Annotated in this window: 13 protein-coding genes; 8 read left to right on the top strand and 5 right to left on the bottom strand. The window is 48.0% G+C overall.

All coding sequences use genetic code 11. The annotated features are described in order from the left end of the window. Positions 1 to 104: 104 nt before the first annotated feature. Positions 105 to 1,877 carry a tetratricopeptide repeat protein gene (locus BGO59_RS24425; RefSeq protein ID WP_293687690.1) on the bottom strand — a complete coding sequence of 591 codons (1,773 nt, stop codon included), beginning with the start codon at positions 1,875 to 1,877 and terminating at the stop codon, positions 105 to 107. A 335-nt stretch (positions 1,878 to 2,212) separates the two neighbouring features. On the opposite strand from BGO59_RS24425, the gene BGO59_RS24420 reads away from it, so the two are divergent. Beyond that, entirely contained in the window at positions 2,213 to 2,626 is a 414-nt protein-coding gene (locus BGO59_RS24420; protein WP_293687687.1) for an Ohr family peroxiredoxin, read from the top strand. Positions 2,627 to 2,784: 158 nt separating this feature from the next. Here the strand turns inward: BGO59_RS24420 and BGO59_RS24415 are convergent, their stop codons facing one another. Both BGO59_RS24415 and BGO59_RS24410 read right to left on the bottom strand, forming a co-directional pair. Next, a complete protein-coding gene (locus BGO59_RS24415; RefSeq protein ID WP_293687684.1) occupies positions 2,785 to 3,084 on the bottom strand; it encodes a Dabb family protein in 300 nt (99 codons plus the stop codon). Positions 3,085 to 3,158: 74 nt separating this feature from the next. Continuing rightward, a complete protein-coding gene (locus tag BGO59_RS24410) occupies positions 3,159 to 3,434 on the bottom strand; it encodes a helix-turn-helix transcriptional regulator (RefSeq protein WP_293687682.1) in 276 nt (91 codons plus the stop codon). A 341-nt stretch (positions 3,435 to 3,775) separates the two neighbouring features. On the opposite strand from BGO59_RS24410, the gene BGO59_RS24405 reads away from it, so the two are divergent. From BGO59_RS24405 to BGO59_RS24385, 5 genes are all read left to right on the top strand, one after another. Continuing rightward, positions 3,776 to 4,018 carry a hypothetical protein gene (locus tag BGO59_RS24405; RefSeq protein WP_293687679.1) on the top strand — a complete coding sequence of 81 codons (243 nt, stop codon included), beginning with the start codon at positions 3,776 to 3,778 and terminating at the stop codon, positions 4,016 to 4,018. Between the two features lie 82 nt (positions 4,019 to 4,100). After that, entirely contained in the window at positions 4,101 to 4,343 is a 243-nt protein-coding gene (locus BGO59_RS24400; RefSeq protein WP_293687676.1) for a hypothetical protein, read from the top strand. 69 nt (positions 4,344 to 4,412) lie between these two features. After that, a complete protein-coding gene (locus BGO59_RS24395) occupies positions 4,413 to 4,655 on the top strand; it encodes a hypothetical protein (protein ID WP_293687674.1) in 243 nt (80 codons plus the stop codon). Between the two features lie 194 nt (positions 4,656 to 4,849). Then, entirely contained in the window at positions 4,850 to 6,037 is a 1,188-nt protein-coding gene (locus BGO59_RS24390) for an HlyD family efflux transporter periplasmic adaptor subunit (protein ID WP_293687672.1), read from the top strand. A 50-nt stretch (positions 6,038 to 6,087) separates the two neighbouring features. Beyond that, on the top strand, positions 6,088 to 8,274 hold the full coding sequence (locus tag BGO59_RS24385) for a peptidase domain-containing ABC transporter (protein WP_293687749.1): 2,187 nt from the start codon (positions 6,088 to 6,090) through the stop codon (positions 8,272 to 8,274). On the opposite strand, the gene BGO59_RS24380 is transcribed toward BGO59_RS24385, so the two are convergent. Beyond that, the gene (locus BGO59_RS24380) at positions 8,275 to 9,030 is read right to left on the bottom strand and encodes a LytTR family DNA-binding domain-containing protein (RefSeq protein ID WP_293687669.1); all 756 of its coding nucleotides are present in this window, start codon (positions 9,028 to 9,030) and stop codon (positions 8,275 to 8,277) included. It abuts the gene before it with no gap. Positions 9,031 to 9,049: 19 nt separating this feature from the next. Beyond that, entirely contained in the window at positions 9,050 to 10,096 is a 1,047-nt protein-coding gene (locus BGO59_RS24375; protein WP_293687668.1) for a sensor histidine kinase, read from the bottom strand. A gap of 230 nt (positions 10,097 to 10,326) precedes the next feature. On the opposite strand from BGO59_RS24375, the gene BGO59_RS24370 reads away from it, so the two are divergent. Both BGO59_RS24370 and BGO59_RS24365 read left to right on the top strand, forming a co-directional pair. After that, on the top strand, positions 10,327 to 11,406 hold the full coding sequence (locus BGO59_RS24370) for a DUF5694 domain-containing protein (RefSeq protein WP_293687665.1): 1,080 nt from the start codon (positions 10,327 to 10,329) through the stop codon (positions 11,404 to 11,406). Positions 11,407 to 11,672: 266 nt separating this feature from the next. Next, the gene (locus BGO59_RS24365; protein WP_293687746.1) at positions 11,673 to 13,304 is read left to right on the top strand and encodes a S41 family peptidase; all 1,632 of its coding nucleotides are present in this window, start codon (positions 11,673 to 11,675) and stop codon (positions 13,302 to 13,304) included. Positions 13,305 to 13,372: the final 68 nt, after the last annotated feature.

Below are 13,372 nucleotides of genomic sequence, written 5' to 3'. Positions count from 1 at the left end.
AGTTTCGATTTACGATGTACGGTATTCGGTTAACGGTGGGCTGATACAAATGCTATTGGTGCGTCAGCTATCCGAAAACCGAATACCGTACATCGAAAACCGTTTTACAACTTTCCTGTTGCGATCTTCTTATCTAAATCAGGACCAGCACCACCTTTGGTCTTGGCCTGTTTCCACTGTTCAATGGCTTTGTCGTGCTGGCCGAGCTGATACAGCACATCACCATAATGTTCAATAATAGTTCCGCTGATATTTGCCGGATCGGCCAGAGCTTTTTCCAGGTATTGGCGGGCTTTTGCATAATCTTTCGAGACGTACAGCACCCAGGCGTAGGTATCTAAATAGGTAGCGTTGGTTGGGTTCCGTTCAACGAGTTTCTGTGCCAGCTGTAAAGCACGTGGCAGGTTTTCTTTCCGTAGCGACAGAAAATAGCTGTAGTTGTTCAGTACATGATCGTTTAGCGGATCAACTTTCAGGACGGATTCGTAGGCTTCGTCCGATTTGGCATGATCGCCCAGACCGTTGTAGGCGTCGCCTAATTGGGCATCAATGCCACGCTTCAATTCAGTATTTGAGCTGGCTGCCAGTAGTTTCTTGCTTTCTTCAAGCGCATCGACGGCTTGCTGATACTTTCGCTTATACAGATTAGCCGAACCATTGGAATACCAGAATAAGCCTTGTGTAGGGAATACTTCCAGCGCCTGTTCGGAGTGTGCCAGTAAACTATCTACCTGATTTAGTTCGCCATCCAGTTGGAGTAAAGCCCCCCATACTTCATAAACGGAGCCATCCAGACGGGCAGCTTTGGCATAGGCATCGCGTGCTTCTGCCTTCTTGCCTTGCTGCATCAGCAGATCGCCCAGCATGACCTGCGTTTTTGGGTCATTGGGCGAGGTTTTAGCTAAGTTTTGAGCCATCAACAACGCATCTTTCTGGCCATTGGGGCTTTCACTGGTCATCCCCACATAGCTCGATAAGACGCGGGCTTTCAACCCTGCTTCCAGATTCGGATTGGATAGGACAAGGTTCAGTTCCTGACTGACACGAGTCATATCACCTTTCCTGCGATAAATGTCGGCCAGGAGCACATGGGCCTGGGGTAAATCGGCATTGAGTTTAAGGGCTCGTTCAATCCAGCTAATCGCCTGATCGGTGCGGTCGTTGGCAACCAGCAATTCGGCCCCTTCAAGTAAGTAGTCAGGCTCGGTAGGCTCCGAAGCCACTAATTTTTCGGCCTCCTCAACGGCTTTGTCAATCTTATTCTGTTTGAGATAAATGCGCTGTTTCTGCCGGATAATCTCTTCGTTAAGACCTAGTTCGCGTTCGACATTGTTATACGCTTCCAGTGCTTTATCGGGCTTGTCATTAAACAGATAGATCGCGGCTAACTCAACGCCATATTCGGCATTTTCAGGGCCCTTTTTCAGGAGCTTTTCGTATAACTCCTCAGCTTCACTATACCGCTTCTGTTTGACGTACAACTCGGCCAGCAACAGGGCATAATATTTATTCTGATTATCCAGCGAGTAGGCTTTTGTTGCGTGCGGCAGAGCTTCAGCAATTTTTCCGGTTTTTTGCAATGCGTTGGCAAGCGAATACTGGGCTGCCGCATTGGTAGGTTCTTTCTGGAGCAATTTATTGAACTGAGCAATGGCTTTGGCGGGCTCATCGGTCATCAGGTAGCGGACACCTTCGGTAAACTGTGTTTCGGCCTCAATGCGGGCGGTAGTAGTGGTAGCCGCTTTGGCTAACGTCGTATCTGGACCAGCTTTTTCGCGTCGTCGCTGAGCGGAGACTGGTAAGGTGCTGAACCAGAAAAGCAGACTAATACTACCAATGAATAGTCGACTCCAGAAAAATTTATATAACGTGTTCATACTGGTCGGCTTATAAGCAAACATACTTACCAAAAACGTGCTCTACCTCGATCTATTGCAGCTTAAGTCTGAGTAAGTTGCTTAGACAAAGGTAGTTCAAAATACGAAACGATTTGCATTGGACAAAGGGGCAGAGCATTGGACGGACGTAAAGCCTATCCGATGCCCTAACCCGATTGATCGCATGCAAATAGTTTGCCCTTCTCTGTAAAGATGAGTCAAATAATGCAAGGTTGCCTGTATAATCCATGAATAAACATCTAACTTTTCGGTCAGCAGTACGTTTACCTTGACATAGCCTAACGCTACGTAGTTTAAAACAGATTATTCTATTCATGGAAACAGTATACACTGCCACCGTCAGCAATGTTGGGGGCCGCGATGGGGATGTGAAATCGCTCGATGGAATTTTGGAGATGGATCTCCGAAAGCCAGTTGAAATGCACGGCGAGGGGAAAGCCGCCAATCCAGAAATGCTCTTCGCTGCTGCGTATAGCTCATGCTACAACAGCGCCCTGATGACGGTAGCTTCCCGTCGAAAAATTATCCTGCCCGAACACGCTGTTGAGGTTAGCATTTCGCTCAACAAAGATGGCAACTCGATGTTTCTAGCGGGCAAAATTGTGGTGAAAGCACCGGGTATGGACCACGATGAATTACAGCAATTAGCCGAAACGGCCCACGCGGTATGCCCCTATTCGAAAGCCATAAAGGGCAATATGGAGATGAAGATTGAAGTGATGGTGTAGAGACGCAATACCTTGCGTCTCCTGAGCGTCAGCTAAATATCTTGCGTCTCCTGAGCGTCAGCTAAATATCTTGCGTCTCCTGAGCGTCAGCTAAATACCTTGCGTCTCCTGAGCGTTAGCCAAAACCATCCGGTCAGGAGACGCAAGGTATTGCGTCTCTACTCGACCATGTCATACACCTGCACACGCTGCCACAGATGGGCACACTGGTCGACGAAGGCCAGGTGGATAGGGTGGGTTTGGTAAGTATCGTGAGCGGCTTTATCGGCAAAGACAAAGGTCAACGAGAAATCGTACGTGTGGTCGATAACGGGCCGACGGGTTTCGGCGGGTGTACCGATGTAGGCAGCCGAAATGTCGGTAACGGCTTTGAGGGATTCAAGTCCTGCACGAAGAGCGTCGTGGTCGGCCTGGCTTTCAGGATGGTGAAGCCAGAAAAAGACAGTATGTATAAACATGAGATTAATTGGGAGGAACTGAATTAATGTTCCGTAAAAGTAAGAATACTTTCCAGAAGCGTAAGGCAAAGGTCTTAGCTCTCTCCGCCCCGGCCCATCAGTTTCTCTGCGAAATGCTCATCAGCTAATAGCTTCCGAATAATATCCAGATCACTATCATTCAGCAGATCACCAAGGCTAACCTGGTATAAATTCGCCAGATCTTCCAACTTGTTGATAGGGGGTTGGGTTTGGCCACTTTCCCATTTGCAATAAGCCGGCTGGGTCATTCCAATGTTGAAGGCAATGTATTCCTGCGAATAGCCGAACAATTGGCGTAACCGACGAAGCTTCTCTGATAGTACTGGCATATACTTACTAATTTATGAATTGAGGTACACAAATAAGTAAAGCGTCGGAGCATAGGTATAGTATTCTATGGTAAATCGGTAGGTAAACTTACGAACTTGGGCCGTGGTTCAGATTTATTTTTTTGCAGATTTCTCGAAAAACCTTGTACTATGCTGGTTATGAAGTTATAACTGAGAGCTATTATTTTATAAAAACCAGTTATCAGCCCGCATGCATCCATCCCACAACTTTGTCCCAGGCAAACGGCGATTGAGTCCGGCGTAATTTGAATCGTGGCTCAGCCTGATGCCTAGCGGTCGCTGAAAAGCTTATAGAGTAGGCATTATTAATATATATCGTTATGAAAACGTTCGATTTTGCTCAACTTGGTGTTGAGGAGCTAACCAATCAGGAAATGATCAACAACCACGGTGGTGGCGACAGTACCAGCATCGGGAATATTGGCGGTATTGCCATTGGCGATTTAATCGATGTCAGTGGAAACAGTCTGTTCAATGGGAATTATGCACTGTTCAGTGGGAATACGACAGACGTTAGCCCAATTACCAGCACGCTCTTCAACTTCAGTACAAGCAGATCATAATTGACGGGCTTACTTTGAATAAAACGAGTCGGATCGTACTTCGGGCCGACTGGTAATGTCTCAACTTAACTTTAAAAGCATTATGAAAACCTTAGAACTGGCTCAATTCGGTGTCGAAGAGCTGACCAATCAGGAAATGATCAACAACCATGGTGGTGGTGATAGTACCAGCCTGTTGAATATTGGTTCTATTACCATTGCTGATTTAGTGGATTTGAGCGGAAATAGCCTGTTTAATGGCAACTACGCCCTTTTTAGTGGAAATGGTACCAGTGTTAACCCAGCTACTGGCATTGGTGTTAGCCTGACAACCAAAAATTCCTAAGCAACTGGCCATCCAGGCTAGTTGTGGACATGATTAATTGAGATTCTTTTTCACTTAATTTTTATCGTTATGAAAACGTTCGATTTTGCTCAACTCGGTGTCGAGGAGCTAACCAATCAGGAAATGATCAACAACCACGGCGGTGGCGACAGCACGAACATCGGGAACATTGGTTCCATACTCGTGGCTGATCTGGCCAATGTCAGTGGAAACAGTCTGTTCAATGGCGATAGCTGGCTATTCAGTGGCAATAGCACCAGCGTAAACCCTGTGACAAGCGCACTGTTTAACTTCAGCTCGCAGAGTTCGTAGAATTCATAATGAACAATGGTTAAGGTACATTGAATCAGGACGACTGGTCGATTCCTTTCCTTGTACGTTATCCATTGTTCGTGTAGACATCAGCAGAGGTTTTGCCCGGAGAGCAGGAAACTATTTCCTGCCTACAGGCGAAATCTCTGTTTTTTAGTTATACGTATAGTATTCAGGAACGACTCAACGAAACCATGAACGAAACCGATTTCTCGTATGGTCTGGTCACATACCTACCTCGCGTCAGTGTGCGAAGCCAGATTATTTATACAACCGTATTGGGCGTTGTTTTTCTGACGTTACTGGCTCTGCCATTTATTTACGTCGATATTTCTGTGCAGGCGAATGGCCTGGTCCGCCCTGTTTCGGAACGAAGTGAAGTGAAGGCAACGGCTGGGGCCGTTGTTGAGAAAGTAATGGTGAAAGAATGGGAGCCCGTCAAGAAAGGTCAGCCCTTGTTTCAGCTCCGTTCCGATGCGCTGGATACCCGTAAGCAGCTGATTGATAAACAAGTCCAGGAAAAGCAAGTGTTCATCCGCGACCTGGATCAGTTGACTGCTAAATCCTGGAAAGCGGTGAGTAGCCTGGCGGCTCCGCTATATCGGCAGGAATATAATCAGTTCAGGGCCATCGTCGAAGAGAGCTGGAATTTGCAGGAGAAACGGAAGCGTGAACTGGAAACGGCCAAACTCCTGTATTCGCAGAAAGTGATTGCCCGGCTCGAATACGAAGACGCACTATATGCCCACAAAGCCGCATTGGCTCGCTACAATACACTTGTTCAACAGCAACGCAGCGACTGGCAGACGGACCTGACGCAGGTCCGGCGTGACTTAGCCAATCTGGAGTCAGAAGCCCAGCAACTTCGGGAAGAGCAGGAACTCTATACGCTAAAGGCGCCCGTAGGCGGTACCGCTTCTCAGTTATCAGGCCGGTACGCTGGTAGCTATGTGCAGCCAGGCGATGTCCTGGCTATCATCTCTCCCGATTCAACGCTAATTGCCGAAGCCTATGTATCTTCCAAAGATATCGGCCTGCTAAAGCCTGGACAGCCAGTACGCTTACAGGTCGATGCCTTCGATTACAATCAGTGGGGCCTGCTGACCGGACACGTGATAGACATTGCCAACGACTTTACCACATCGAATGGGCAACCTGTTTTTAAAGTGCGTTGCCAGCTGGATCGTCCTTACCTCAAGCTCTCTAATGGCTATCAGGGACGTTTGAAAAAAGGAATGACGGTTCAAACCCGCTTTCAGGTGGCTCGTCGGTCGTTGTTTCAGTTGCTGTATGACAAAGCCGACGACTGGCTAAATCCGGCCACTAGTGGGCAGCCAGTCACGGCTTCGACCCCGCAGAAGGAGGGCGGCAAAACGCTATGAACGGACCGCATCAGAACCAGACCAGCCACCTGTTGGGAAGCCTGCAACGAATGCGGGATTGGATAGCCGAGAAAGGTATTAGTGCCCGGGTTCGAGTCAGGCAGCGGGATATTACGGATTGTGGAGCGGCTTGCCTGGTGTCCGTAGCCGCTTACTATCGGTTATTGGTACCCGTAGCCCGAATCCGGCAACTGGCGGCTACCGACCAGAAAGGAACCACCGTACTGGGGATGGTCGAAGCGGCCCAAAAACTGGGTTTTCAGGCCAAAGGCGTTAAGGCACCCTTCGAAAGTTTGTCGAAGATTCCGCACCCAACTGTTGCCCACATAACCATACCCAATAGCCAGTTACAGCATTATGTGGTTATTTATCGGGTGACTCACCAGCAGATAACCGTGATGGACCCGGCCGATGGACTGATGCACCAGCTATCGCCCGAAGCGTTCAAAGCCGTCTGGACGGGATTGCTGGTTTTACTGATCCCTGACGAAACCTTTAAGGTCGGTAATGAAAAAGTACCCGTATTACAGCGGTTCTGGCAACTGTTGCAGCCGCACCGTTCGGTTATGTATCAGGCCCTGTTTGGCGCGTTGATCTACACCGTACTTGGCCTTTCATCAGCGATCTACATTCAGAAGATTGTCGATAATGTGATTGTAAATGGCAACCGTAATCTGCTGAATCTGCTCAGTGTGGTAATGATTGGCCTGCTGGTATTGCAGATTTTTATCGGGGCAACGAAAAGCTTTTTCAATTTGAAAACGGGCCAGCGGATCGATGCTGCGCTGATTCTGGGATACTATAAGCACCTGATGACCCTGCCGCAGTCGTTTTTTGATACCATGCGGGTAGGGGAAATCATTTCGCGGATCAACGATGCCGTTAAAATCCGAACATTCGTGAATGATATCGCCCTTGGTCTGCTGGTGAATGTGCTGATCGTGCTCTTCTCGTTCGTGCTTATGTTTTCCTACTACTGGAAACTGGCCTTGATTCTGGTTATGGTCGTGCCTTTTTATGCCGCTATTTATTGGGCCATGAATCGGTTCAACCAGCGATACCAACGGAAACTGATGGAGAACTCGGCTGATCTGGAAGCCCAACTGGTCGAATCATTGAATGCCATGCCTACGATCAAGCGCTTTGGCCTGGAACAGTTTGCCAGCCAGAAAACGGAGAGCCGATTCGTAGCGCTGTTGCAGACCATTTTCCAGACGGGTAGTGCGGGTATCTATGCGGGTAACGCGTCGGAATTTGTTACCCGGTTGTTCACCATTGTTTTGCTCTGGGTAGGAGCAGGTTATGTGCTGCAAAACGACCTGACCCCCGGCGAGTTACTTTCGTTTTATGCGTTGATCGGTTATTTCACCGGCCCCGCTGCCAGCCTGATCGGAGCAAACCGAAGTATTCAGGAAGCCCTCATTGCGGCCGACCGATTGTTTGAAATTATGGACCTTGACCGCGAATCGAGCGAGAATAAAATGCAGCTACAGCCCGATATGGTGGGGCCAATTCGATTTCAGCATGTTACCTTCCGCTACGGCTCACGTGCGACCATTTTCGATGACCTGACCTTAACGATGCCAAAGGGGAAAATTACGGCTGTCGTTGGCGAAAGTGGGTCCGGTAAATCGACTCTCATGTCGTTGGTGCAGGGGCTTTATCCTTTACAGAATGGGTCCATTTTTATTGGCGATTACGATATAAAACACCTGCATCCTGATAGTCTGCGTCGGGTGGTCAGTGTAGTGCCGCAGAAGATCGATCTGTTTGCCGGGAATGTCATCGAAAACATTGCTATTGGGGAAGAAACGCCTGATATGCAGCGGCTACTGGCCATTTGCGATCAGCTAGGTATTACCGACTTTATCGAACGAATGCCGAACGGGTTTAAGACCTACCTGGGCGAAAACGGCGCAACCCTCTCGGGGGGGCAGCGGCAACGAATAGCGATTGCCCGTGCCCTCTATCGTGATCCCGAAGTGCTAATTCTGGATGAAGCGACCTCCGCTCTGGATTCCGTTTCGGAGCAGTATGTGCAGCGGACTGTTCAGCAACTGCGGAAAGCGGGCAAAACCATTATTATCATTGCTCATCGACTCAGTACCGTTCGGAAGGCCGACAAAATTATTGTGCTGGAGCAGGGGCGCGTGATTGAAGAGGGAAAACATGTCGATCTGCTGAAAAATGGCAAGGCGTATTCGCAGTTCTGGCAGCAGCAAACGGAGGTCGTTTAGCTACTCTTCAATGAGTCGATAGAAAGCATCCCGATACGTTTCGCCAATAGGGACAACAGCCTGGGCATGACCTGGCTGATTAATGTATATACGGTTTCGTTCGATGGATTCAATTCGATTGAGAGCCACAATATAGGATTTATGAACGCGGACGAACTGAATGGATGGTAGCTTTTCTTCCAGACTTTTCATCGTTTGAAGCGCCAGAATACGTTCGGTTACCGTATAAATCGAGACATAATCCTTTAGCCCTTCGCAATACAGAATGTCACTCAGGCTAATGCGTTGCAAACGATATTCCGTCTTGATGAAAATGAAATCTTTTGGGGCCGATTCTGTTTGGGTATGTTGGCCGTTCTCACTAATCGAACTGCTGACCGAAACGGCTGACTGGGCTGGCGAATACAGTTTCTGGACAGCTTTGTAGAAGCGCTCGAATGAAACGGGTTTGAGCAGATAGTCAACCACATTGTGTTCGTAACCTTCCAATGCATAGCTTGAGTAGGCCGTGGTCAGAATAACCCGACATGTATGGTTATCAACGGCTCGTTCAACTAATTTCAGAAACTGCATTCCTGTGAGTTCAGGCATTTGAATATCCAGAAAAACCAGGTCTACTTCACCCCGTTGCACGTACGTTAAGGCATCGATTGGGCTGGTTGTTGCGCCAACCAGTTCCAGGAAAGGTACTTTTCGAATATAGTCGCTCAAAACAGCGTGAGCGAGCGGTTCATCGTCAACAATAAGGCAGCGCATAACAGTGCAGGTCGGGTTATTATAAAGTTAACTCCAGCGAACAGGCATAACTATCCCCATCATTTGTAATATGGAGTGTGTGCTGATTAGGGTAGAGCAGTGCCAGCCGACGTTGTACATTCGTAAGCCCAATTCCACCAGATGCGTCGGTTTGTCGGTTTGCTTTTTTATTGAGAGTGTCGAAACGCAGGCGACCGTTTCTGATGCTTAAATCAAGCACGAGCGGTTGGTTAGGATCGGCAAGATCGCCATGCTTGAAGGCATTTTCAACAAATGAAACGAGCAGTAAGGGTTCGATTCGAAATAAATCGGTATTCCCTTCTACGCTAAATAAAACGTTAGCGTTGGCTACCCGAAGCTTCTCCAGTTCTACGTAGTTTTTTAGATAATCCACTTCTTTCGATAACGGGACCCGTCCCGTTCCTCCATGCTGTCCGTTGCTGTCGTACAGCATATAACGCATCAATTCCGATAGTTTCAGAATGGCACCTGGCGCAGCATCCGATTTGGTGTAGGCCAGGGAGTAAATGTTGTTCAACGTGTTAAACAGGAAGTGGGGGTTCACCTGCGACTTCAGAAAGGCTAGTTCGGCTGTGTTACGTTCGTTGACAAGTTCGCTACGTTCCTGTTGGTGAACAAACCAGTCTTCAATGACCTTAAAGGCTAGCCCCAGACCAACGGCATAAACGGCATAAAACCGATTATCCCAGGCATAGGCAAGTTTGGAAATATTGGGGTCGTAGTTGGTGAAGCCAAACACATGCCAGAAGAATACCTGTTCAAGTAGGTAACGGGTGACGATAAAGCCTGCAACGACACCCATTGAACTTAGAAGGGCCCATCCGATTTGCCGTCGATTGAGGAAAAGGGTGAGCACAATAGCATGCTCAAACCAGGCCGCTAACCAGAAAGTCAGACTGAATGAAATCTCCAGCGGATCAAAAATCAACGTATGCTTTTTCGGGTCTTCGGCATTCAAAAATACCATCGTTGCCCAAAGCGTGAGGTAAAGCAGATTTCGGATGCGGGTGCGGTTGTTAAAAAAAGCAGGTATATGAAGAGTCATGACATAGTCGATTAGGCGTACGAAATACTGAAGCCAACCCGGAAGCTGCAAGTACAATCGACCAACACCTGATTTTGACCGACCAACCCAATTGGATGGCTAAATGGCCGTTGGTCGATGGACGAAACGGTTAGCCGACTCAATACTGGCGTTGGTCGAATAGAGTTGACTGGGACAGGAGGGAGGCCACAATTTTGGATCATCAATTCACGAACACATATACAAACGCCATGAAGTTACTTGTTTCCTGTTTCCTGATCACCATCTCGTTTCTGGCTTCTGCTCAATCGAAAAAAAACGACCAGCCACTCGAAATCCTGTTTATTGCAGCGTCTCATGACTATGGTCCCAAACCAATTGAAGACTTCTCGTATCCGATCGATAAAGCGCTTGCGTTTAAACCGGATGCCGTATTTGGTGAAAACCTCTCGCCCGAAGACTACGATGCGCTAGACCGACACTGGAATAAAGAGGCCATTGATAAACGACTGGCTTATCTGACCAAAATTGGTTATCCACTGCCGAAAAATCCAAAGGCGTTCATTGCCCGCCAGTATAAACTGCTTCGTAAATACCCGAATTATCATCAGGAACGGATGAAACTGGCTCATGCGCTTTTCCTGACGCATGATTTTGGGAACGCTTCGTACCAGTTTTATTTACTTGATAAACTGCGCCCGGTCTTTGGTGCCGAAGAGGTGGCTGCGTTTACACGTATACTGGGTCCCGCTGATTCGCTCAAGCAGGTTGGATTTCGTCGAACAAATGAGTACTATAACATCTTCCATCCCATTGCTCAGACATTCAAACTGGAGAAAATTATGCCGATGGACTGTCAGAAATACAATACGCCCTGGAGTGCTGCCTGGGAGAAAACCGATTCGCTGTATAAAATCTTCGAGAAGGCAATTGAAGCGGATACGAACACTGCCGATTACCGAACCTATTCGCGATTGATCAATGAAAACAATGACCTTCAGCGCCTACTAAATAAGGCTAACCGAGCCGGTAAATCGACGGAGTTTCTGAATACTGCCGATTGGGACAAATACACCGACTTTGGTAATTTTTACGGGAATCATTACCTGTTTGGCTTAAAAGGTTTCCCTGAAGAGGGCGTTCGGGATATGCTGAAATACTGGACATTACGGAATGAAGGAATGTGTCAGAATATGGTTGATCGGGCTCGGGAAATTGGCGCAAAGCGAGTAGTTGTGGGAGTGGGTGCTTCGCATAGAGAGTTGATGGTGAAACTATTAAAAGCGATGCCAGGCGTAACGCTATATACGCTGAACGAGTATCGTCCATAAGCCAATCAGACGTTGGTATTCCTCTGGTTTATACCCCTCAGGGAGGGTGTAGATCAGGGGAATTATCGCTTCTTAGGAAATTTTAACAACAGATACGATTTCTGGCAAACATTTCGCTATCTTCAAAACGTTTAGAAGGTAAACGACACCTGTTAAGTAACACATACATGGAGGATCGAGTAAAAACGACTGATGATCAGCCTGAACGTCAGCCTCAAGGGGGTGGCAATCATATACAGAATGATAAAGCAACGGTTCGTTTACCAATGCTGTTGGGCATTACGCTGGCTGGCGGTATGCTCGTAGGGGCTACATTTTTTGGGGGGACGAAGAGCCTGAATAACATTGGCCGGGGCTACACCAAATACCGGGAAATTCTCCAATTGATCGAAAATAACTATGTCGATACGGTCAATACCGACGATCTGGTTGATTATTCGATCACGAAAATGCTCGAAAAACTTGATCCGCATACGGCTTATATGAACCCGCAGGATGCTGTGGCTGCTCGTTCACAGCTGGAAGGTGGATTTGATGGCATCGGCGTTGAGTTCAATATCTACAAAGACACGGTGTATGTGGTAACTCCGCTGGCTGGTGGCCCTTCGGAAGCAGCTGGGATTATGAGTGGTGATAAGATCATCAAAGTAGATGACAAGCCGCTGGCGACGGCGGGCAAAATCGAAAATAGTGCGGTATTTAAAGCGCTAAGGGGTAAACGGGGTACCGAAGTGAAACTGACAGTTCTGCGGAAAGGCGATAAGCAGCCCAAGGACTTCATGATTACCCGCGATCGGATACCAACCTACTCCGTAGATGCTGCGTACATGATCGATGGTAAAACGGGGTATATTAAAATCAACCGCTTCTCCGAAACCACCTACGACGAGTTCAAATCGGCTCTAGGATCGTTGAAGGCAAAGGGAATGACGCAGTTGATGCTTGACCTTCGCAACAATCCGGGTGGGTATATGGACCGGGCTACCAACATTGCCGATGAGTTCATTTCGGGCAATAAGCTGCTGGTATATACCGACGGGAAAGACAATCGCTACGATCGGAAAACCTATGCCCACATTGCCGGTCAGTTTGAAGAGGGTGCCCTGGTTGTGTTGATCGATGAAGGGAGTGCGTCGGCATCGGAAATCGTATCGGGTGCCTTACAGGACCATGACCGGGCTCTGATTGCGGGCCGTCGGTCGTTTGGTAAAGGACTGGTACAGATGCCCGTAACCCTGTCAGATGGTTCGGAGTTGCGGCTAACCATTTCGCGCTACTATACGCCGAGTGGTCGGAGTATCCAGAAACCTTATGTGCCGGGACATGAGGGCGATTATGAGAAAGATCTCGAACAGCGGTCGAAACGGGGTGAATACTATATCGCTGATTCGATCAAGAACGACCCAAAGCTGAAGTTTAAAACCGATGGTGGCCGGACGGTATACGGTGGTGGAGGCATTACGCCCGACTACTTTATTCCCCGCGATTCGACCTGGCAAACCATGTATCTGGTGCAGCTATATGGTAAAAACATCATCCGGGAATACGCGATGGAGTATGCCAACGACAATCAGAAAAAGCTGGAGAAGATGCCATTCGAAGAGTTTAACCGTTCGGTTACTATCACCGATGAGCAGATGAACCAACTGGTGAAACTGGCGACCAACGAGGGCATTAAGTTCAACGAGAAAGAATACAATCGCTCGAAGGGCTATATCAAAAATCAGATTAAAGCCCTGGTGGCTCGCTCGGTTTATCAGAAGGCCAATAAAGCCGGACAGAATAACGAGTTCTTTAAGGTCATCGGCCAAAGCGACGATACCTATCAGAAAGCGCTCAAACTGTTCGACCGGGCCGACAAACTGGAACACAGCCCGATGACTTATAATCAGAAATAAAGGAGGAAACAATCCGCAATAAAGCAAATAGGGGCGCCGGGACTACGAAGAACTCTTCTCCCAGCACC

The sequence above is a fragment of the Spirosoma sp. 48-14 genome (assembly GCF_001898575.1).
Classification (GTDB): Bacteria; Bacteroidota; Bacteroidia; order Cytophagales; family Spirosomataceae; genus Spirosoma.
Note: the sequence above shows the minus strand (reverse complement) of the source record. Positions and strands in the feature narration are given on the sequence as shown.

What these genes read in the sequence shown, in the direction of transcription:
- BGO59_RS24425 (WP_293687690.1), bottom strand. Translation starts at nt 1,877, where the DNA reads ATGAACACGTTATATAAATTTTTCTGGAGTCGACTATTCATTGGTAGT.
- BGO59_RS24420 (WP_293687687.1), top strand. Translation starts at nt 2,213, where the DNA reads ATGGAAACAGTATACACTGCCACCGTCAGCAATGTTGGGGGCCGCGAT.
- BGO59_RS24415 (WP_293687684.1), bottom strand. Translation starts at nt 3,084, where the DNA reads ATGTTTATACATACTGTCTTTTTCTGGCTTCACCATCCTGAAAGCCAG.
- BGO59_RS24410 (WP_293687682.1), bottom strand. Translation starts at nt 3,434, where the DNA reads ATGCCAGTACTATCAGAGAAGCTTCGTCGGTTACGCCAATTGTTCGGC.
- BGO59_RS24405 (WP_293687679.1), top strand. Translation starts at nt 3,776, where the DNA reads ATGAAAACGTTCGATTTTGCTCAACTTGGTGTTGAGGAGCTAACCAAT.
- BGO59_RS24400 (WP_293687676.1), top strand. Translation starts at nt 4,101, where the DNA reads ATGAAAACCTTAGAACTGGCTCAATTCGGTGTCGAAGAGCTGACCAAT.
- BGO59_RS24395 (WP_293687674.1), top strand. Translation starts at nt 4,413, where the DNA reads ATGAAAACGTTCGATTTTGCTCAACTCGGTGTCGAGGAGCTAACCAAT.
- BGO59_RS24390 (WP_293687672.1), top strand. Translation starts at nt 4,850, where the DNA reads ATGAACGAAACCGATTTCTCGTATGGTCTGGTCACATACCTACCTCGC.
- BGO59_RS24385 (WP_293687749.1), top strand. Translation starts at nt 6,088, where the DNA reads ATGCGGGATTGGATAGCCGAGAAAGGTATTAGTGCCCGGGTTCGAGTC.
- BGO59_RS24380 (WP_293687669.1), bottom strand. Translation starts at nt 9,030, where the DNA reads ATGCGCTGCCTTATTGTTGACGATGAACCGCTCGCTCACGCTGTTTTG.
- BGO59_RS24375 (WP_293687668.1), bottom strand. Translation starts at nt 10,096, where the DNA reads ATGACTCTTCATATACCTGCTTTTTTTAACAACCGCACCCGCATCCGA.
- BGO59_RS24370 (WP_293687665.1), top strand. Translation starts at nt 10,327, where the DNA reads ATGAAGTTACTTGTTTCCTGTTTCCTGATCACCATCTCGTTTCTGGCT.
- BGO59_RS24365 (WP_293687746.1), top strand. Translation starts at nt 11,673, where the DNA reads ATGCTGTTGGGCATTACGCTGGCTGGCGGTATGCTCGTAGGGGCTACA.